Origin of the sequence: Burkholderia arboris (assembly GCF_038723655.1) — a bacterium.
GTDB classification, from domain to species: Bacteria; Pseudomonadota; Gammaproteobacteria; order Burkholderiales; family Burkholderiaceae; genus Burkholderia; species Burkholderia arboris.
On record NZ_CP109821.1, the window covers coordinates 2,441,253 to 2,459,691 of the forward strand.

An 18,439-nucleotide genomic window follows, 5' to 3' on the forward strand; every position below is an offset into this window, starting at 1 on the left:
CGTATGACCCGGATCGTTACCCGCCCCGTCGCGCCCGCCGACGCCGAAGTGCTCGCGCGCCACGGCCTGCACCCCGTTCTCGCGCGCCTGTACGCGTCGCGCGGCGTGCAGTCGCCCACCGACATCGAGACCGCGCTTGCGCGTCTCGTTCCACCCACCGAGCTGAAGGGTTGCGCCGATGCGGCGTCGCTGCTCGCCGACGCGATCGCCGACAAGCGGCGCCTGCTCGTCGTCGCCGACTACGACTGCGACGGCGCAACGGCATGCGCGGTCGCGGTGCGCGGCCTGCGGATGTTCGGCGCGCAGATCGACTACCTGGTACCGAACCGCTTCGAGTACGGCTACGGCCTCACGCCCGAGATCGTCGAGCTCGCGGCCGCGCGCAAGCCCGACCTGCTGATCACCGTCGACAACGGGATCGCGAGCGTCGCGGGCGTCGAAGCCGCGAACGCGCGCGGCATCGACGTGCTCGTGACCGATCACCACCTGCCCGGCGACGCGCTGCCCGCCGCCCGCGCGATCGTCAACCCGAACCAGCCCGGCTGCGCGTTCCCGAGCAAGCACCTCGCCGGCGTCGGCGTGATGTTCTACGTGCTGCTCGCGCTGCGCGCCGAGCTGCGCCGCCGCGGCGCGTTCGCGAGCAAGGAAGCCGAGCCGCGCCTCGACGGCCTGCTCGACCTCGTTGCGCTCGGCACCGTCGCCGACGTCGTGCGGCTCGACGGCAACAACCGCGTGCTCGTCGCGCAGGGGCTGCAGCGCATCCGCAACGGCCGCATGCAGCCGGGCATCGCCGCGCTGTTCCGCGCCGCCGCGCGCGAAGCGCGCACCGCGTCGGGCTTCGACCTCGGCTTCGGCCTCGGCCCGCGCCTGAACGCCGCGGGGCGATTGTCCGACATGTCGCTCGGCATCGAGTGCCTGATCACCGACGACATCGGCCGCGCGTGGGATCTCGCGCAGCAGCTCGACGTGATGAACCGCGAGCGCCGCGAGATCGAGGCCGGCATGCAGCAGCAGGCGCTCGCCGATCTCGCCGACGTCGACCCGGCCGACGCGTGCACGATCACGCTGTTCAACCCCGAGTGGCACCAGGGGGTGATCGGCATCGTCGCCGGCCGGCTCAAGGAAAAATTCCACCGGCCGTCGTTCACGTTCGCGCACGCCGATGAAGAAGGCAAGCGGGTCAAGGGTTCCGGCCGGTCGATCGCCGGCTTCCACCTGCGCGACGCGCTCGACCTCGTGTCGAAGCGCGAGCCCGACCTGATCGTTGCATTCGGCGGCCACGCGATGGCGGCCGGCCTCACGCTGGACACCGCGAACGTGCCGCGCTTCGCGGCCGCGTTCGAGGCCGTCGCGCGCGAATGGCTGTCGGACGACGCGCTCGCCCGCGTGATCGAGACCGACGGCGAACTCGAGGACGCGTACTTCACGCCGCAGTTCGTCGGCCTGCTCGACGAAGCCGTGTGGGGACAAGGGTTTCCGGCCCCGCTTTTCTCGGGCGAATTCGACGTCGTGTCGCAATCGCTCGTGAAGGAAAAGCACCTGAAGCTGCAGCTGGCACGCGGCCGCCAGCGCTTCAACGCGATCTGGTTCAACCACACCGAGCCGCTGCCCGCGAGCGCCCTGGTCGCGTACCGGCTCGTCGCCGATACGTGGAACGGCGTCACGCGCGTCCAGCTGATCGTCGAGCACGCGGCCGGCTGAGCGCGGGCCGCCCGGCCCGCTGTAGCGCCCTCCCCCGCACGCACGCCGCGCCGGACGGGGCCGCGGCGCGCGCGTGCACACCGTTTGCGTCACCGGGCAAGCCTGCCGATCGGCTATAATTCCGCTTTTTTACGAAGCAAGAATAGCGAACGATCATGGAAGCGGAACGTCTCAACGCGATCGAAAGCTCCCTGCTTGACCTGCGCACCCGCGCGGGCGAGCTTCGGGGGTATCTTTGACTACGACGCCAAAGCTGCGCGTCTGACCGAAGTCAACAAGGAACTCGAAGACCCGAACGTCTGGAACGATTCGAAGAACGCCCAGGCGCTCGGTCGCGAGAAGAAGCTGCTCGATGGCGTCGTCACGACGCTCACCGTACTCGATAGCGACCTGCGCGACGCGCTCGACCTGTTCGAGCTGGCTCGCGAGGAAGGCGACGAGGACACGCTGCTCGCGTCGGAAGACGACGCCGCGAAGCTCGAGGCGCGCGTCGGCGACATCGAGTTCCGCCGGATGTTCTCGAACCCGGCCGACCCGAACAACTGCTTCATCGACATCCAGGCCGGCGCCGGCGGCACCGAGGCGTGCGACTGGGCATCGATGCTGCTGCGCCAGTACCTGCGCTACTGCGAACGCAAGGGCTTCAAGGCCGAAGTGCTCGAAGAGTCCGACGGCGACGTCGCCGGCATCAAGAACGCGACGGTCAAGGTCACGGGCGAATACGCATACGGCTTCCTGCGCACCGAAACGGGCATCCACCGCCTCGTGCGCAAGTCGCCGTTCGACTCGTCGGGCGGCCGTCACACGTCGTTCTCGTCGGTGTTCGTCTATCCGGAAATCGACGACTCGATCGAAGTCGAGATCAATCCGGCCGACCTGCGCATCGATACGTACCGCGCATCGGGCGCGGGCGGCCAGCACATCAACAAGACCGACTCCGCGGTGCGGATCACGCACATGCCGACCGGTATCGTCGTGCAGTGCCAGAACGACCGCTCGCAGCACCGCAACCGTGCCGAAGCAATGGCGATGCTGAAGTCGCGCCTGTACGAAGTCGAAATGCGCAAGCGCCAGGCCGAACAGGACAAGCTCGAATCGAGCAAGACCGATGTGGGCTGGGGCCACCAGATCCGCTCGTACGTGCTCGACCAGAGCCGCGTGAAGGACCTGCGTACGAACGTCGAAATGAGCAACACGCGTGCGGTACTCGACGGCGATCTCGACGACTTCATCAGCGCGAGCCTCAAACAGGGCGTGTAAGCGCCGCGGCGCGGCCTGGTCCGCGCCGCCCTTCCCGTTTGCGTTGCCGCACCCACTCCGAATTCCGACCATCATGACCGAACCGACCCAAACGCAGCCCGCCGTCACGGCGGACGAAAACCAGATCATCGCCGAGCGCCGCGAGAAGCTGCGCGCCCTGCGCGAGCAAGGCGTCGCCTACCCGAACGACTTCCGGCCCGAGCACCACGCAGCCGACCTGCAGGCGAAATTCGCCGATTCGGACAAGGCCGCGCTCGAAGCGAACCCGGTCGAGGTGTCGGTGGCCGGCCGCATGATGCTCAAGCGCGTGATGGGCAAGGCAAGCTTCGCGACGGTGCAGGACGGTTCGGGCCAGATCCAGTTCTTCGTGACGCCGAACGACGTCGGCGCCGACACCTACGACGCATTCAAGAAGTGGGACCTCGGCGACATCGTCGCCGCGCGCGGCGTGCTGTTCCGCACCAACAAGGGCGAGCTGTCGGTCCAGTGCAAGGAGCTGCGCCTGCTGTCGAAGGCGCTGCGGCCGCTGCCGGACAAGTTCCACGGCCTGTCCGACCAGGAAATGCGCTACCGCCAGCGCTACGTCGACCTGATCGTCACGCCGGAAACGCGCGACACGTTCCGCGCCCGCACGAAGACGATCGCGTCGATCCGCAAGTTCATGGACAACGCCGAGTTCATGGAAGTCGAGACGCCGATGCTGCACCCGATCCCGGGCGGCGCAGCGGCCAAGCCGTTCGTCACGCATCACAATGCGCTCGACATGCAGATGTTCCTGCGCATCGCGCCGGAGCTGTACCTGAAGCGCCTGATCGTCGGCGGCTTCGAGCGCGTGTTCGAGATCAACCGTAACTTCCGGAACGAAGGCGTGTCGCCGCGTCACAACCCGGAATTCACGATGATGGAGTTCTACGCCGCGTACACCGACTACCGCTGGCTGATGGACTTCACCGAGCAACTGATCCGCCAGGCGGCGATCGATGCGCTCGGCACCGCGACGATCCAGTATCAGGGCCGCGAGCTCGACCTCGCAAAGCCGTTCCATCGCCTGACGATCACGCAGGCGATCCAGAAGTACGCACCGGGCTACACCGACGGCCAGCTGTCGGACGATGCGTTCCTGCGCACCGAACTGAAGCGCTTCGGCGTCGACGTGTCGCAGCCGGCATTCCTGAACGCAGGCATCGGCGCGCTGCAGCTCGCGCTGTTCGAGGAAACGGCCGAAGCGCAGCTGTGGGAACCGACGTTCATCATCGACTACCCGGTCGAGGTGTCGCCGCTCGCACGCGCATCGGATACGGTGCCGGGCATCACCGAGCGTTTCGAGCTGTTCATGACCGGCCGCGAAATCGCGAACGGCTTCTCGGAGCTGAACGATCCGGAAGACCAGGCCGCACGCTTCAAGAAGCAGGTCGAGCAGAAGGATGCCGGCGACGAGGAAGCGATGTTCTTCGACGCCGATTACATCCGCGCGCTCGAATACGGGATGCCTCCGACGGGCGGCTGCGGGATCGGCATCGACCGTCTCGTGATGCTGCTGACCGACAGCCCGACGATCCGCGACGTGCTGCTGTTCCCGCACCTGCGCCGCGAAGACTGATCCGCCGCACCCGCGTGTGCGCCGCGCCCTGCGGCGCGCACGCGACAGCTTTGTAACGACGCGTAAGTCCCGCCAGCCGGCGTTCGCCGGCTTTCGATCCTCCCCCGTTTTATTCCCTCGTCGCGACGACCTTCTCCGGGTTTTCCCTGGAACGACCGCCGGCGCCTCGCTGCAATTCGTTACACCTTGATACGGCGCGCCGCTTGCCGGTAGACGACACTCCTTTTGCGTCACCACGCATGACCACGGGACCAGAACCAGGCGCAGGAACGCCCGGTCTGCTCGCTCCCGAGCGTGGGATCCGGCCGGGCACCGAAGTGCCGCCCCGGATCGACATCGGAGAAAAAAATGGACAACCAGAATCAGACCACGCCGCAAAAACAACGCCTCCACCCGCTCATCGCCACTGCCGCCGGCGCCGTCATCGTCGCCAGCCTCGCGGCGACGGCAGCCATCACGGGCATCTTTCCGAAGGCCAGCAGCAGCAACGCACAGAACGGCCAGACCCAGGCCGCGCTGATCGCGTCGCAACCGGCCGTCGATACGGCTGCCGCCGCCAGCGCCGCGCTCGCCGCGCAAGCGCAGCAGCAGGCAGCGGAACAGGCCGCCGCGCAACAGAAGGCTGCCGCCGTCGCGCAGGCCGAGCCGAAGCCCGCGCCGCGCCCGGCAGCGCCGCCGCACCGCCGTCATACGACGGCACCGCAGCCGCCGCAATACGCGCAGCAGCCGTCGGCGCCGGCCCAGGCCTACTGCCAGAGCTGCGGCACGGTCGTCGCGATTTCGCAGACGCGCACGCCGGGCCAGAGCTCGGGGATCGGCGCCGTGGGCGGCGCTGCAGCCGGCGGCCTGCTCGGCAACCAGTTCGGTCACGGTAACGGCCGCACCGCGATGACGATCATCGGCGCGCTGGGCGGCGGTCTCGCCGGCAACCAGGTCGAGAAGCAGGTGCGCGCGGAAACCGACTATCAGGTGCAAGTGCAGATGGAAAGCGGTGCGACGCGTACGTTCACGTACCACAACCCGCCGCCGTTCGGCCAGGGCCAGCGCGTGCGGATCGAGAACGGCACGCTGGTCGGCGCGTAATCGCCCGATCGCATCGGTGCCCCCTGCCCGCGTGTCGTGCGCGGGCCAGCGGCCTGAAAAACGAAAACGGCTCGAGAGCAATTGCCCTCGAGCCGTTTTTTCATTGGCGCCATGCGTGCCGATGCGGCACGCGCGGTGCCCGGTCCGTCAGTCCTCGTCGTCGAAATCCGACTCGTCGATCCAGTGTGCCTGGATCGCCTCGAGGATCTTCTCGCCCGAGTGTTTCGGATCGTCGTCGAAGCCGTCGAGTTCGAGCACCCACTGGCGCAGGTCGACGAAGTTGATCCGCTGCGGGTCGATGTCCGGGTGCTTGTCCGCCAGCGCAATGGCTATTTCACGCGAATCGGTCCATTTCATCGCCTGCCTCCGGTTTGGGTCAGTGGTTTTCCTTCGCGTGGTTGATCGAGTACTTCGGAATCTCGACCACCAGGTCCGAATCTTCCTTCACGATCGCCTGGCACGACAGGCGCGACGTCGGCTCGAGGCCCCACGCCTTGTCCAGCAGATCGTCCTCGTCCTCTTCGGACGGCGTCAGATCGTTGAAGCCCTCGCGGATCACCACGTGGCACGTCGTGCATGCGCACGACTTCTCGCATGCATGCTCGATCTCGATCCCGTGATCGAGCAGGTTGTCGCAGATACTCTTGCCGGGCGTCGCGTCGATCACTGCGCCATCCGGGCACAGTTCGACGTGAGGCAGCACCACCAGTTGAGGCATGTCCGTTCCGTCAGTCAGGGTGCGGCGCGAGGCGCCGCACGGTTCATTATCGCGCGCAGGCCGTCGCCGGCCGATGCGCGGTTCGCAAGTTCAGATCTCGTCGAGCCGGCGGCCCGACAGCGCGCGCTTGATGCTCTTGTCCATCCGGCGCGCCGCGAATTCATCGGTGCCGTCGGCCAGCGTCTTGGTCGCCGCTTCGATCGCATTCGTATCGTCGCCCTGTGCGACCGCGCGCAGCGCCGCGGCCAACGTGTCGACCTGCGCGCGCTCGTCCGCGTCGAGCAGTTCGCCATCGGTCGCCAGCGCGGCCTGCGTCGCCTCGAGCATCCGCTCGGCCTCGACCTGTGCTTCGCGCAACGCGCGGGCACGCATGTCGATTTCGGCGGTCTTGAAGCTGTCCTCGAGCATCTTCGCGATGTCGTCGTCGGCGAGGCCGTACGACGGCTTCACGACGACCGACGCCTCGACGCCCGACAGCTGTTCACGTGCGAACACCGACAGCAAGCCGTCCGCGTCGACCTGATAGGTCACGCGAATGCGTGCGGCGCCGGCCGTCATCGGCGGAATGCCGCGCAGCTCGAAGCGCGCGAGCGACCGGCAGTCGGCGACGAGCTCGCGCTCGCCCTGCACGACGTGGATTGCCATCGCGGTCTGGCCGTCCTTGAAGGTCGTGAATTCCTGCGCACGCGCGATCGGAATCGTCGAGTTGCGCGGAATGATCTTCTCGACGAGGCCGCCCATCGTCTCGACACCGAGCGACAGCGGAATCACGTCGAGCAGCAGCCAGTCGTCGCCGGTGCCGCGATTGCCCGCGAGCAGGTCGGCCTGGATCGCCGCGCCGAGCGCGACGACCTGGTCCGGATCGAGGTTCACGAGCGGCGGCTGGCCGAAATATTTCGCAACGGCGTCGCGAATCACCGGCATGCGCGTCGCGCCGCCGACGAGCACGACACCCTTGATGTCGCCCGGCGTGACCTGCGCGTCGCGCAGCGCCTTGCGGGTCGGCGTGAGCGTACGCTGCACGAGCGGCTCGACGAGCGACGCGAACGTATCGTGCGAGATCGTCTGCACGAGGTGCGCACCGCCCGACAGCGTGACGTCCAGCGACGCCTGCGGCGCGGCGGACAGCGCTTCCTTCAGCACGCGCACGCGGTCGAGCAGCAGGCGCACGTCTTCGGGCGCGAGCGTCTTCGCGTCGATGCCGGCCTGCGCGAGCACGTGACCGAACAGCGCATGGTCGAAATCGTCGCCGCCGAGCGCGGAATCGCCGCCTGCGGCCAGCACTTCGAACACGCCCTTCGTCAGCTTCAGGATCGACAGGTCGAACGTGCCGCCGCCCAGGTCGTACACCGCGTAGAGGCCTTCGGCGCCGTTGTCGAGGCCGTAGGCAATCGCCGCGGCGGTCGGTTCGTTCAGCAGGCGCAGCACGTTGAGGCCCGCGAGGCGCGCCGCATCCTTGGTCGCCTGGCGCTGCGCGTCGTCGAAATACGCGGGCACCGTGATCACCGCGCCAACCAGATCGTCGCCGAGCGAATCCTCGGCGCGATAGCGCAGCGTCGCGAGAATCTCGGCCGACACTTCGACCGGGCTCTTCACGCCGTCGATCGTACGGATCTGCACCATGCCCGGCGCATCGACGAATTCATACGGCGCGTTCGCCGCGCCTTCGACCTCGGCCTTGCCTCGGCCCATGAAGCGCTTGACCGACACGATCGTGTTGCGCGGATCGGTGGCGGCCTGCTCTTTCGCTTCGTGACCGATACGGCGGCCGCCCTTCTCGAGGTAACGGACCACCGACGGCAGCAGCATGCGGCCCGCTTCGTCCGGCAGCACTTCCGGCACGCTGTTGCGCACGGCCGCGACGAGCGAGTTCGTCGTGCCGAGATCGATCCCGACGGCGAGTCGCCGCTGGTGCGGCGCCGGCGCCATGCCCGGTTCGGAAATTTGCAGTAAAGCCATCTTGGTTCGTTCGGGCGCTCGGCCCGTTTGCTGCGCGTGCCGCGAGGCACGCGGTTAAGTTTCGAGGCGCTCGATCTGCGCGCCCACTTCCGACGCGACGCGTTCGATGAACATCAGCTGGCGCACGGCTTCCGCGGCGGCCTGGTCGGCGCCGCTGTCGAGCAACGTGCCGAGGCGCTCGACACGCACGCGCTTCTCGTCGCGCAACTCGGCAAGCAGCGCATCGAGCGCGTCGACGTTGCGGGCGGCGGCGGCATCCTCGATGCCTTCGCGCCACTCCATCTGCTGCATCAGGAACGCAGGTTCCATCGCCGTGTTGTTTTCCGCGCCGATGTCGACGCCGCGCAGCGACAGCAGATAGGACGCGCGCTTCAGGGGATCGCGCAGCGTGCGGTATGCCTCGTTCGCGCGGGTTGCCCATTGCATCGCGATGCGCTTTTGCGCGTCGCCGGCCGCCGCGAAGCGGTCCGGATGCACCTGCGTCTGCACCGTCCGGTAGGCGGTGTCGAGCGCCGCTTCGTCGAGCGCGAATTGCGCCGGCAGGTGAAACAGGTCGAAGTGGCTGTCTTTCAGCGAGACCATCGTCGCGTTCAATTCCGGTTCGTCGCGCGGCAAACGCCGCACATTAAAAAGGCGGCCCGTGCCGCCTCTTGCCCGCATCGCGCGGAGGTCCGCGTCACACGCGGAACGATTCGCCGCAACCGCACTCGTCCTTCACGTTCGGGTTGTTGAACTTGAACCCTTCGTTCAGGCCTTCGCGGGCGAAGTCGAGCTCGGTACCGTCGATGTACGCGAGGCTCTTCGGATCGACGATCACCTTCACGCCATGGCTCTCGAACACCTGATCCTCGGGAGCCAGCTCGTCGACATACTCGAGCTTGTACGCGAGCCCCGAGCACCCGGTCGTGCGAACGCCAAGCCGCAGGCCCACACCCTTGCCGCGACGGACGAGGTATTTCTGGACGTGCTGTGCTGCTTTTTCGGTCAGTGTAATTGCCATGATGTCCTTGCCGCGGCGCGCCACCGGGGCCCGCCGCGTTTCCTTCTCTAGCCGCTCGATGCCGCTCAGGCTGCTGCCTGATCGCCTTCCGTGGTGTCGTGGCGCTTCTTGTAGTCGGCCACGGCTGCCTTGATCGCGTCTTCCGCGAGGATCGAGCAGTGAATCTTCACCGGCGGCAGCGCGAGTTCTTCGGCGATCTGCGTGTTCTTGATCGACAGTGCCTCGTCGAGCGTCTTGCCCTTCACCCACTCGGTGACGAGCGAGCTCGACGCGATCGCGGAACCGCAACCGTAGGTCTTGAACTTCGCGTCTTCGATCACGCCGTCCGCGCCGACGCGGATCTGCAGCTTCATCACGTCGCCGCAAGCCGGCGCGCCGACCATGCCCGTGCCGACCGTGTCGTCGTCCTTCGCGAACGAACCGACGTTGCGCGGGTTTTCGTAGTGATCCAGAACCTTGTTGCTGTAAGACATGACTCAGACTCCTTGACTCGTTACGTCTGCGTGCGTCATCCGCCCGCGGGTGTATTCAATGCGCTATTAGTGTGCGGCCCATTCGATCGTCGACAGATCGATGCCTTCCTGGTGCATTTCCCAGAGCGGCGACAGTTCGCGCAGCTTCGCGATCTTGCTGTTCAGCAGGTCGATCACGAAGTCGACTTCCTGCTCCGTCGTGAAGCGGCCGACCGTGAAGCGGATCGAGCTGTGCGCGAGTTCGTCGTTGCGGCCGAGCGCACGCAGCACGTACGACGGCTCCAGCGACGCCGACGTGCACGCGGAGCCCGACGACACCGCGACGTCCTTGATCGCCATGATCAGCGACTCGCCTTCGACGAAGTTGAAGCTGATGTTCAGGTTGTGCGGGACACGGTGTTCCATGTCGCCGTTCACGTAGGTTTCCTCGATCTGCGACAGGCCGCGCAGCAGCTTGTCGCGCAGCATGCGGACGCGCTCGTTCTCGGTCGCCATTTCTTCGCGGGCGATGCGGAACGCTTCGCCCATGCCGACGATCTGGTGCGTCGGCAGCGTGCCCGAACGCATGCCGCGCTCGTGGCCACCGCCGTGCATCTGCGCTTCGATCCGCACGCGCGGCTTGCGGCGCACGTACAGCGCGCCGATGCCCTTCGGGCCGTAGGTCTTGTGCGCCGAGAACGACATCAGGTCGACCTTCAGCTTCGCGAGATCGATCCCGACCTTGCCGGTCGACTGCGCGGCGTCGACGTGGAACACGATGCCCTTCTCGCGGCAGATCTCACCGATCGTCTCGATGTCCTGGATCACGCCGATCTCGTTGTTCACGTGCATCACCGACACGAGGATCGTGTCCGGGCGCAGCGCGGCCTTGAACACGTCGAGGTCGATCAGGCCGTCATCCTTCACGTCGAGGTAGGTGACTTCGAAACCGTCACGCTCGAGCTCGCGGCAGGTATCGAGCACGGCCTTGTGCTCGGTCTTCACCGTGATGATGTGCTTGCCCTTGCCCTTGTAGAAGTTCGCGGCACCCTTGATCGCCAGGTTGTCCGACTCCGTTGCGCCGGACGTCCAGATGATCTCGCGCGGATCCGCGTTCACGAGTGCGGCAACCTGTTCACGCGCTTCCTCGACTGCACGCTCAGCGTCCCAGCCGTAAGCGTGGCTGCGCGACGCCGGGTTGCCGAACTGCTCGCGCAGGTACGGCACCATCTTGTCGACCACGCGCGGATCGACGGGCGTCGTCGCGCTGTAATCCATGTAGATGGGCAGGTGGAGAGTCTCTTGGGTCATCTGTCGCTCCGGGTATTCTGTGCAGGGACTATGTGCGTTATGGGGTATGGCGGGCGCCTTCGCGCTCACGAACTCGCGATGTTGAACACCGAATTGGGGCCGAGCGGCATCGTGCGCACGGGCTCGGCCGGTGCGGCGACGGGCTCCGGTGTGCGACGATCGCGCAGCACCGCAGGGGCGCCCTCGCGTGCACGCTGCTGATCGACAAGATCCTGCAGCGACACGGAATCGAGGTATTCGACCATCTTCTGGTTCAGGGTCGACCACAGCTCGTGCGTCATGCAATGGCCGTCGGGCTGCTTCGAGCCGTCGCACGTGCCTTTGCCGCCGCACTGCGTGGCGTCGAGCGGTTCATCGACCGCGATGATGATGTCGGCAACGGTGACGTCCTGCGCGCGACGCGCGAGGTTGTAGCCGCCGCCCGGGCCGCGCACGGATTCGACGATTTCATGCCTGCGCAGCTTGCCGAACAGCTGTTCGAGATACGAGAGCGAAATCCGCTGGCGCTGGCTGATGCCTGCAAGCGTCACCGGGCCCTGCTCCTGGCGCAGTGCCAAGTCAATCATCGCCGTGACGGCGAAACGGCCTTTGGTGGTGAGTCTCATAGTGTCTAGGGGACTGCAATCTTGACGATTTTGGTCAAGTATAAATATTTGACGATTTTAGTCAAGTATCCATGCCTTTGGTAGGGTATTCGCAGACCGCTGAATACCGTGCGATCAGCGCGCCGTACGGGCCCGCAGCGTCTCCAGCAGGCCCGCGCACGCGCGTTCGACCTGGTCGAGCACCTGTTCGAAACCCTGCGCACCGCCGAAATACGGATCGGCCACTTCGGTTTCGGCCGAATCCGGCGCGAATTCCATCAGCAGGCGCACCTTGTCGCGATGCTGCGGCGGGCAGCGGCGCTGCAATTCCGCGAGATTCGCCTCGTCCATCGCGAGCAGCAGGTCGAAGCGCTCGAAATCCGCCGCACTCACCTGCCGCGCGCGCAGCGCCGACAGGTCGTAGCCGCGGCCGAGCGCGGCCGCCTGCGCCCGCGTATCGGGCGGCTCGCCCACGTGCCAGTCGCCGGTGCCGGCCGAATCGATCGCGATCCTGTCCGCCAGCGCGGCCGCATCGACCTGGTGGCGCATCACGCCTTCGGCGGTGGGCGAACGGCAGATGTTGCCGAGACAGACGAAACAGATCGCAACGCGGGTCATCGCACTATCGCAAAGTTGCGGCGGACCGCGTGGGAGAAGAGCACGCCATTATACAAAGACGGCCGAAACCGCGCCGCCGCGCAAAGCGACGGCGCCGTGCATTACAGCGCCTTCGGCGCGGCGAGCACGACATCGCCGGATGCGGCCGGCAGCGGCTTCGCCGCGTCGCCGACCAGCCCGAACGACACCGCGCGCGCCAGCTCGGCAGACGCCTGGTGCACTGCCAGCGGGCCACGCGACGGCGCATCGGCCATCGCATGCAGATAGGCTGCCGCTGCAAGCGGGACGACGATTGCCAGCGGCCAGTACATCGATATTGTCTTTCTCATGATGCGGACCTCCTTGACCGGGTACCCCGAAACCCAATTCCGGGGACTACAGACAGGATTCTATAGACCGCACCTATCGAGATAAATATGCAAATAGCGAACGCACTGTTGCCGCCCGATGAACAGTCGTCAGCCGAGGTGGCTTTGAGACGCCGCGTACAGCTCGCGGAACGTGCGCCCGGTCGGCGTCGGCATGTCGCGCGTATCCATCCAGCCGCCCATCATCGGCAGACGGCGCAGCGTGCCGCCGCTGCCGCCCAGCCGCTCGAGGACGCGCACCGCGAGCTTGGTCGTCAGCGCATACAGCATCGGCCGCCGCGCGAAGAAGCCCCAAGTGGCGAGCGCCGCCCGCTCGCGCCACGGCCGCAGATGGCGCTCGACCTGCTTCTCGCGCAGCGTGCGCAACAGGTGCGACAACGGAATCCCGGCCGGGCACACGCTGTCGCATTCGCCGCATAGCGTCGCGGCCTGCGGCAGGTCGAGCGTGCGGTCGAGTCCGACGTAGCTCGGCGTCAGCACCGACCCCATCGGCCCCGGATAGACCCAGCCATACGCATGGCCGCCGACCTTCTGGTACACCGGGCAGTGGTTCATGCACGCGCCGCAGCGAATGCAGCGCAGCATCTCCTGGAATTCGCCGCCGATCAGGCCCGTGCGTCCGCCGTCGACCAGCACCACGTAGTTGTGCTCGGGGCCGTCCTCGTCGCCGGGCCCGCGCGGCCCGGTCAGCAGCGAGAAATAATTCGACGTCTTCTGCCCGGTCGCGGAACGCGGCAGCAGGCGCATCGCGGTCGCGAGATCCTCGAGCGTCGGCAGCACCTTCTCGATGCCCGTCACCGCGACGTGCACGCGCGGCATCACCGTGCACATGCCCTCGTTCCCTTCGTTCGTCACGATCGCGACCGAGCCGGTCTCGGCGATCACGAAGTTGCCGCCCGTCACGCCCATGTCGGCCGACATGAAATGCGGGCGCAGCACCTCGCGTGCCTCGCGCGTCATGTCCGGAATCTCGGTGAGCCGCTCGCGGTGGTGCGTGCGCGCGAACAGGTCGGCGATCTCGTCCTTGTCCTTGTGCACGACGGGCGCGATGATGTGGCTCGGCGGCTCGTTGTCGTTGATCTGCAGGATGTATTCGCCGAGGTCCGTCTCGATCGACTGCACGCCCATCTCCGCGAGCACCGCGTTCAGGCGCATTTCCTCGGACACCATCGACTTGGTCTTGATGACCTTCTTCACGTCGTGCCGGCGCGCGATGTCGGCCACGAGCCGCGCGGCATCCGCGGTCGTTTCGGCGAACAGTACCGTCGTGCCGCGCCGCGTCGCTTCGCGCTCGAATGCTTCGAGCCACACGTCGAGGTTCTCCAGCGCGCGGTTGCGGCGCGCCTTCAGCGCGGCGCGCGTGGCCGGGAAGTCGATCGCGGTCATCGCGTCGGCGCGTGCCGACACGAACTTCGTCGACAGCTTCTTCAGGTTCTGCTGCAGGCGCTGGTCGGCCAGCTTCTGGCCGGCGCGCGCCTTGAAATGCATCGATTGGACTTGCATCGCGGTATCGGGGAATAAGTGAGCGGAACCGGGCGTCAGACGTCGCCCGCCAGCACCTGCGCGACGTGCAGCACGCGCGTGTCGCGGTCGCCGGTGCGGCGCAACCGCCCTTCGATGTTCAGCATGCAGCCGAGATCGCCGAGCACGACGGTGCCCGCGCCCGACGCGCGCACGTTCGCGCATTTCTCGTCCGCGATGGCCGCCGAGATGTCGCCGTACTTGACCGCGAACGTGCCGCCGAAGCCGCAGCAGTGCTCGCAGTCCTTCATCTCGGTAACCGCGACGCCGCGCTGCGCGAGCAGCGCGCGCGGCTGTGCCTTCACGCCGAGTTCGCGCAGGCCCGAGCACGCGTCGTGATAGGTGACGGGGCCCGTGAATTCGCCCGGCGCGAGCGACACCTTCGCGACGTTCGCGAGGAAATCGGTCAGCTCATGGACTTTCTGCTGGAACCGCGTGTAGCGTCCCATCAGTTCGGGGTCGTCGCGGAACAGGTCGCCGTAGTGCGCGCGGATCATCCCGCCGCACGAACCCGACGGGGCAACGACGTAATCGAACTGCTCGAATTCGCGCAGCGTCTTTTCCGCGAGGTCGCGCGCGAGCGCGCGGTCGCCCGAGTTGTAGGCCGGCTGGCCGCAGCAGGTCTGCGCGGGCGGCACGATCACCTCGTAGCCGGCGTCGCGAATCAGCTTGAGCGCCGAGAAACCGATTTCGGGGCGCATCAGATCGACCAGGCAGGTCACGAACAAACCGACTCGCATACGTGCTCCTTCGAGAAAACGGCACTCATTATCCGCCGTTTGGCCGGCAAGACCAACGCCGGTTCGCGCGCAAGCCCGCCGTGCGCGAAACGAGGACTTCCTCGAACGGCGTTCGCTTTTTTCACAATACGAGATACAATCGTTGCAACACCGCTTGACGCGTCAACCGATTTCTCCCCCGACATGAGCCAACCCACCCCGGATTCAAAAACGTCGATCCAGGTGATCGAACGCATGATGCGGCTGCTGGACGCGCTCGCCGCGCACAGTGATCCTGTCAGCCTGAAGGAACTGGCGCAGCGCACGGAGCTGCACCCGTCGACCGCGCACCGCATCCTCAACGACATGGTGACCTGTCGCCTCGTCGACCGCTCCGATCCCGGCACCTATCGCCTCGGCATGCGGCTGCTGGAGCTCGGCAACCTCGTGAAGGCGCGCCTGTCGGTGCGCGACGCGGCGCTGATGCCGATGCGCGAGCTGCACCGTCTCACCGGGCAGACCGTGAACCTGTCGGTGCGTCAGGGCGACGAGATCGTCTACATCGAGCGCGCGTATTCGGAGCGCTCGGGGATGCAGGTCGTCCGCGCGATCGGCGGCCGTGCGCCGCTGCACCTGACGTCGGTCGGCAAGCTGTTCCTCGCGGCCGACGAAACATCGCGCGTGCGCGCCTATGCCACGCGCACGGGGCTGTCCGGCCATACGCAGAACAGCATCACCGACATCGCAAAGCTTGAGCGCGAGCTGACGATCGTCCGCCAGCAATCGTGCGCGCGCGACAACGAGGAGCTGGAGCTCGGCGTACGCTGTATCGCGGCCGGCATCTACGACGATTCGGGCAAGCTCGTCGCGGGCCTGTCGCTGTCGGCACCGGCCGACCGCCTGCAGGACGCGTGGCTCGGCCAGCTGAGCCGCACCGCGCTCACCATCTCGGAATCGCTCGGCTACCGGCCGGCGCCCTCGAAGGACGTGGACGGGCTGCAACGGCAGGCGTAAGGCTGCCCTCGCCGCTCCGGTTCCGCTTCCGATCCCGGTTCTGCCGGACGAAAAAAAGCCCCGCGATTGCGGGGCTTTTTCGTTGCAGCCTGCGAAGCGGCCGTGAAACACCGCGGCGCGATCAGGTCCCGCCGTTCGGCGTGTTGGCTGCCGTCAGGCGCTCGCCGCCGCCGGCGTCGAGCCAGTTGCGCAGGCGCGATGCGTCGGCGAAGCGCGAGTACTTGCCGAACGAATCGAGCAGCACCATCACCATCGGCCGGCCGTGGATCGTCGCCTGCATCACGAGGCATTCGCCCGCTTCGTTGATGAAGCCCGTCTTCTGCAGGCCGATGTCCCACGAGCCGTTGCCGCGGATCAGCGCATTGGTGCTGTTGTAGACCAGGTTGCGCTTGCCCGTGTACACCTCGTAGGTGCGATCGGTCGAGAACTGACGAATCATCGGGTACTGGTACGCCGCATTGACCATCTTCACGAGATCACGTGCGCTCGACACGTTCGAGCTCGACAGGCCCGTCGAATTCTCGAAGTGCGTATCGGTCATGCCGAGCGCCTTCGCCTTCGCGTTCATCGCAGCGATGAACGCCGGACGGCCACCCGGGTAGTAGCGCGACAGCGACGCGGCCGCGCGGTTTTCCGACGCCATCAGCGCGATGTGCAGCATGTCCTCGCGCGACAGCACCGAGCCGACCGACAGGCGCGAGCCCGTGCCCTTCTCGTAGTCGCGGTCTTCGTCGGTGACTTCGATCTGGTCGGTCATCGGCGACTTCGAGTCGAGCACGACCATCGCCGTCATCAGCTTCGAGATCGACGCGATCGGCACGACGGCGTGCGAATTCTTGTCGAACAGCGGCTCGCCGGAATTCTGGTCGACGACGTACGCGACGCTCGAACGCAGCGCGAGCGCGTCGGGCGTGTCGTGCAGGCCGAACGCCTGGCCGACCGTCGGCCGGCGCGGCTGGAACGCGACCTTGCGGACCGCGCCGCGATGGCCGCCATGCAGGTTGTTCGCCGTGAGCGTCACGCGCTTTCGCGACGCTTTCGCGCGCGGCGCATCGGCCGCAGCGACCTTGGCGGATTTGTCGGACGTCGCCTTGGCCGACTTCTTCTTCGCTGACGAAGCAGGAGCGACGGCCTTTTTCTTGGCGGCTTGTTGGGTCTTCGCAGTGGCGGCAAAGGCGTCAGCAGGCACGACGGACGCGGTGGTCGCCAGCAAGGCGACTGCGACCGACACAGCCGTGCCGAGCGTCATGCTCTGCAACAATCTGCGGGGTGAAAACGATTCGGCTTTCATTGGGGTCTGGACAAAGCGGGCGGGAGGTTCCCGCAAGTGTAGTTAAAGCTGAAAAAAAGAGCAATATTAGGCACTTACCGATCGTCGTTAAACCGGAATGTAAGGGTCGGTCAACCTCAGACCAATGAACCCTCCCGCCCCCATCGAAAAAACTCATGGGTGCACTGCCCGACAGCGCCCGTCTCCCGATTACCACACGGTTAATTGAGATAACGTCACTTTGGAGGCGATTTAAAGCGGGGAAACTACGTATCCGGTGCCCGGCGTGCCAAAGGCGCCGGTCTCGACCGTGGCGGCGGCACGTCGCAACGGCACGCGCATCAAAAACAGCGCGTTTTTCGACAAGGACAGAAGGATAACGTTCCATGGGCCTGTCAGGTTTACCTGTGCATGATCATGGTGCGCCGCGCTTGCCCCGCGGTCGTGCGCACCATCTGGGATCACGCGTGAAACCGATTCCGGACGACCACGATAACTCGTTGTTTTATCGATAATTTGTCGCGATTGTGCAACGCACAAATAATACTTGACATCCGTTTTCTCTGCCCTAAAATACGCCTCATTGCTGCGTTGCACAAAGCACGCACATCCGAGGTTCCCCTGCGTAGTGCCCTTTACCCTGCGATCGACGTGATCGCTTTTCAGGAGCTTGACATGTCCTTGCTGACCCCCGAGCAAATCGCCGCTGCACAAAAAGCCAACCTCGAAAGCCTGTTCGGTCTGACGACCAAGGCGTTCGAAGGCGTCGAAAAGCTGATCGAACTCAACCTGCAGGTCGTGAAGTCGACGCTGGCCGAGAGCCAGGAAAACGCACAGCGTCTGCTGTCGGTGAAGGACGCTCAGGAACTGATCGCACTGCAAGCCAGCCTGTCGCAGCCGGTCGCTGAAAAGGTGCTGTCGTACGGCCGTCACCTGTACGAAATCGCATCGTCGACGCAAGCCGAGTTCACGAAGGTTGCCGAAGCGCAATTCGAAGAGCAGAACAAGAAGGTCCAGGCACTCGTCGACAACGTCGCGAAGAACGCCCCGGCCGGTTCGGAAACGGCTGTCGCCGCGCTGAAGTCGGCACTGAACGCTGCGAACACCACGTACGAAACGGTTCAGAAGGCCACGAAGCAAGCCGTCGAAATCGCTGAAACGAACTTCAACGCTGCTGCTGCCGTCGCAACGAAGGCTGCTACCGCCGCTGCTGCACGTCGTTCGAGCAAGCCGGCCGCGTAAGCGTCCCCTGCTCCTGAAA

General features: G+C 66.0%; 20 protein-coding genes. 6 read left to right on the top strand and 14 right to left on the bottom strand.

What is annotated here, in order from left to right; translation table 11 throughout:
* Window positions 1-3: 3 nt before the first annotated feature.
* From recJ to OHZ10_RS11490, 4 genes are all read left to right on the top strand, one after another.
* Window positions 4-1,701 carry a single-stranded-DNA-specific exonuclease RecJ gene (recJ, locus tag OHZ10_RS11475; protein WP_059233722.1) on the top strand — a complete coding sequence of 566 codons (1,698 nt, stop codon included), beginning with the start codon at window positions 4-6 and terminating at the stop codon, window positions 1,699-1,701.
* Between the two features lie 155 nt (window positions 1,702-1,856).
* Window positions 1,857-2,961 (top strand): peptide chain release factor 2 gene (prfB, locus tag OHZ10_RS11480; protein ID WP_155627123.1). Its coding sequence is split into 2 segments (ribosomal slippage): window positions 1,857-1,937 and window positions 1,939-2,961, totalling 1,104 coding nucleotides; the frame shifts between segments, so codons are not numbered across the junction.
* Window positions 2,962-3,034: 73 nt separating this feature from the next.
* A complete protein-coding gene (lysS, locus tag OHZ10_RS11485) occupies window positions 3,035-4,561 on the top strand; it encodes a lysine--tRNA ligase (RefSeq protein WP_342702490.1) in 1,527 nt (508 codons plus the stop codon).
* Window positions 4,562-4,909: 348 nt separating this feature from the next.
* Entirely contained in the window at window positions 4,910-5,644 is a 735-nt protein-coding gene (locus OHZ10_RS11490; RefSeq protein WP_059233720.1) for a glycine zipper 2TM domain-containing protein, read from the top strand.
* Window positions 5,645-5,791: 147 nt separating this feature from the next.
* On the opposite strand, the gene iscX is transcribed toward OHZ10_RS11490, so the two are convergent.
* From iscX to OHZ10_RS11550, 12 genes are all read right to left on the bottom strand, one after another.
* Complete coding sequence (gene iscX / locus OHZ10_RS11495) at window positions 5,792-6,001, bottom strand: Fe-S cluster assembly protein IscX (protein WP_021157676.1); 210 nt, start codon at window positions 5,999-6,001, stop codon at window positions 5,792-5,794.
* 19 nt (window positions 6,002-6,020) lie between these two features.
* Window positions 6,021-6,362, bottom strand: a complete 342-nt coding sequence (gene fdx, locus OHZ10_RS11500) for an ISC system 2Fe-2S type ferredoxin (protein WP_006478392.1) — start codon at window positions 6,360-6,362, stop codon at window positions 6,021-6,023.
* Window positions 6,363-6,452: 90 nt separating this feature from the next.
* The gene (hscA, locus tag OHZ10_RS11505) at window positions 6,453-8,321 is read right to left on the bottom strand and encodes a Fe-S protein assembly chaperone HscA (RefSeq protein WP_342702498.1); all 1,869 of its coding nucleotides are present in this window, start codon (window positions 8,319-8,321) and stop codon (window positions 6,453-6,455) included.
* 54 nt (window positions 8,322-8,375) lie between these two features.
* A complete protein-coding gene (gene hscB / locus OHZ10_RS11510; protein WP_059236685.1) occupies window positions 8,376-8,903 on the bottom strand; it encodes a Fe-S protein assembly co-chaperone HscB in 528 nt (175 codons plus the stop codon).
* Window positions 8,904-8,997: 94 nt separating this feature from the next.
* Window positions 8,998-9,321, bottom strand: a complete 324-nt coding sequence (gene iscA / locus OHZ10_RS11515; RefSeq protein WP_014896627.1) for an iron-sulfur cluster assembly protein IscA — start codon at window positions 9,319-9,321, stop codon at window positions 8,998-9,000.
* A 65-nt stretch (window positions 9,322-9,386) separates the two neighbouring features.
* Entirely contained in the window at window positions 9,387-9,794 is a 408-nt protein-coding gene (gene iscU, locus OHZ10_RS11520; protein WP_011352562.1) for a Fe-S cluster assembly scaffold IscU, read from the bottom strand.
* Window positions 9,795-9,860: 66 nt separating this feature from the next.
* Window positions 9,861-11,084, bottom strand: a complete 1,224-nt coding sequence (locus OHZ10_RS11525; protein ID WP_059233718.1) for an IscS subfamily cysteine desulfurase — start codon at window positions 11,082-11,084, stop codon at window positions 9,861-9,863.
* A gap of 65 nt (window positions 11,085-11,149) precedes the next feature.
* Complete coding sequence (iscR, locus tag OHZ10_RS11530) at window positions 11,150-11,689, bottom strand: Fe-S cluster assembly transcriptional regulator IscR (RefSeq protein ID WP_009691731.1); 540 nt, start codon at window positions 11,687-11,689, stop codon at window positions 11,150-11,152.
* A gap of 114 nt (window positions 11,690-11,803) precedes the next feature.
* On the bottom strand, window positions 11,804-12,286 hold the full coding sequence (locus OHZ10_RS11535; RefSeq protein ID WP_059233717.1) for a low molecular weight protein-tyrosine-phosphatase: 483 nt from the start codon (window positions 12,284-12,286) through the stop codon (window positions 11,804-11,806).
* 101 nt (window positions 12,287-12,387) lie between these two features.
* Window positions 12,388-12,615, bottom strand: coding sequence for a hypothetical protein (locus OHZ10_RS11540; protein WP_043190346.1), 228 nt, complete (start codon window positions 12,613-12,615; stop codon window positions 12,388-12,390).
* 129 nt (window positions 12,616-12,744) lie between these two features.
* Window positions 12,745-14,157 carry a lactate utilization protein B gene (locus OHZ10_RS11545; protein WP_059233715.1) on the bottom strand — a complete coding sequence of 471 codons (1,413 nt, stop codon included), beginning with the start codon at window positions 14,155-14,157 and terminating at the stop codon, window positions 12,745-12,747.
* A 35-nt stretch (window positions 14,158-14,192) separates the two neighbouring features.
* The gene (locus tag OHZ10_RS11550; RefSeq protein ID WP_174993526.1) at window positions 14,193-14,915 is read right to left on the bottom strand and encodes a (Fe-S)-binding protein; all 723 of its coding nucleotides are present in this window, start codon (window positions 14,913-14,915) and stop codon (window positions 14,193-14,195) included.
* Window positions 14,916-15,098: 183 nt separating this feature from the next.
* On the opposite strand from OHZ10_RS11550, the gene OHZ10_RS11555 reads away from it, so the two are divergent.
* Window positions 15,099-15,908: an IclR family transcriptional regulator gene (locus tag OHZ10_RS11555; protein WP_059233713.1), complete on the top strand. Its 810-nt coding sequence runs from the start codon at window positions 15,099-15,101 to the stop codon at window positions 15,906-15,908.
* Window positions 15,909-16,029: 121 nt separating this feature from the next.
* On the opposite strand, the gene pbpG is transcribed toward OHZ10_RS11555, so the two are convergent.
* Both pbpG and OHZ10_RS11565 read right to left on the bottom strand, forming a co-directional pair.
* Entirely contained in the window at window positions 16,030-17,199 is a 1,170-nt protein-coding gene (pbpG, locus tag OHZ10_RS11560; protein WP_059233712.1) for a D-alanyl-D-alanine endopeptidase, read from the bottom strand.
* Window positions 17,200-17,430: 231 nt separating this feature from the next.
* Window positions 17,431-17,775: a hypothetical protein gene (locus OHZ10_RS11565; RefSeq protein WP_174993498.1), complete on the bottom strand. Its 345-nt coding sequence runs from the start codon at window positions 17,773-17,775 to the stop codon at window positions 17,431-17,433.
* A 78-nt stretch (window positions 17,776-17,853) separates the two neighbouring features.
* Between OHZ10_RS11565 and OHZ10_RS11570 the strand changes: the two genes are divergently transcribed.
* A complete protein-coding gene (locus OHZ10_RS11570) occupies window positions 17,854-18,420 on the top strand; it encodes a phasin family protein (protein WP_059233711.1) in 567 nt (188 codons plus the stop codon).
* Window positions 18,421-18,439: the final 19 nt, after the last annotated feature.

What these genes read in the sequence shown, in the direction of transcription:
- recJ (WP_059233722.1), top strand. Translation starts at nt 4, where the DNA reads ATGACCCGGATCGTTACCCGCCCCGTCGCGCCCGCCGACGCCGAAGTG.
- lysS (WP_342702490.1), top strand. Translation starts at nt 3,035, where the DNA reads ATGACCGAACCGACCCAAACGCAGCCCGCCGTCACGGCGGACGAAAAC.
- OHZ10_RS11490 (WP_059233720.1), top strand. Translation starts at nt 4,910, where the DNA reads ATGGACAACCAGAATCAGACCACGCCGCAAAAACAACGCCTCCACCCG.
- iscX (WP_021157676.1), bottom strand. Translation starts at nt 6,001, where the DNA reads ATGAAATGGACCGATTCGCGTGAAATAGCCATTGCGCTGGCGGACAAG.
- fdx (WP_006478392.1), bottom strand. Translation starts at nt 6,362, where the DNA reads ATGCCTCAACTGGTGGTGCTGCCTCACGTCGAACTGTGCCCGGATGGC.
- hscA (WP_342702498.1), bottom strand. Translation starts at nt 8,321, where the DNA reads ATGGCTTTACTGCAAATTTCCGAACCGGGCATGGCGCCGGCGCCGCAC.
- hscB (WP_059236685.1), bottom strand. Translation starts at nt 8,903, where the DNA reads ATGGTCTCGCTGAAAGACAGCCACTTCGACCTGTTTCACCTGCCGGCG.
- iscA (WP_014896627.1), bottom strand. Translation starts at nt 9,321, where the DNA reads ATGGCAATTACACTGACCGAAAAAGCAGCACAGCACGTCCAGAAATAC.
- iscU (WP_011352562.1), bottom strand. Translation starts at nt 9,794, where the DNA reads ATGTCTTACAGCAACAAGGTTCTGGATCACTACGAAAACCCGCGCAAC.
- OHZ10_RS11525 (WP_059233718.1), bottom strand. Translation starts at nt 11,084, where the DNA reads ATGACCCAAGAGACTCTCCACCTGCCCATCTACATGGATTACAGCGCG.
- iscR (WP_009691731.1), bottom strand. Translation starts at nt 11,689, where the DNA reads ATGAGACTCACCACCAAAGGCCGTTTCGCCGTCACGGCGATGATTGAC.
- OHZ10_RS11535 (WP_059233717.1), bottom strand. Translation starts at nt 12,286, where the DNA reads ATGACCCGCGTTGCGATCTGTTTCGTCTGTCTCGGCAACATCTGCCGT.
- OHZ10_RS11540 (WP_043190346.1), bottom strand. Translation starts at nt 12,615, where the DNA reads ATGAGAAAGACAATATCGATGTACTGGCCGCTGGCAATCGTCGTCCCG.
- OHZ10_RS11545 (WP_059233715.1), bottom strand. Translation starts at nt 14,157, where the DNA reads ATGCAAGTCCAATCGATGCATTTCAAGGCGCGCGCCGGCCAGAAGCTG.
- OHZ10_RS11550 (WP_174993526.1), bottom strand. Translation starts at nt 14,915, where the DNA reads ATGCGAGTCGGTTTGTTCGTGACCTGCCTGGTCGATCTGATGCGCCCC.
- OHZ10_RS11555 (WP_059233713.1), top strand. Translation starts at nt 15,099, where the DNA reads ATGAGCCAACCCACCCCGGATTCAAAAACGTCGATCCAGGTGATCGAA.
- pbpG (WP_059233712.1), bottom strand. Translation starts at nt 17,199, where the DNA reads ATGAAAGCCGAATCGTTTTCACCCCGCAGATTGTTGCAGAGCATGACG.
- OHZ10_RS11570 (WP_059233711.1), top strand. Translation starts at nt 17,854, where the DNA reads ATGTCCTTGCTGACCCCCGAGCAAATCGCCGCTGCACAAAAAGCCAAC.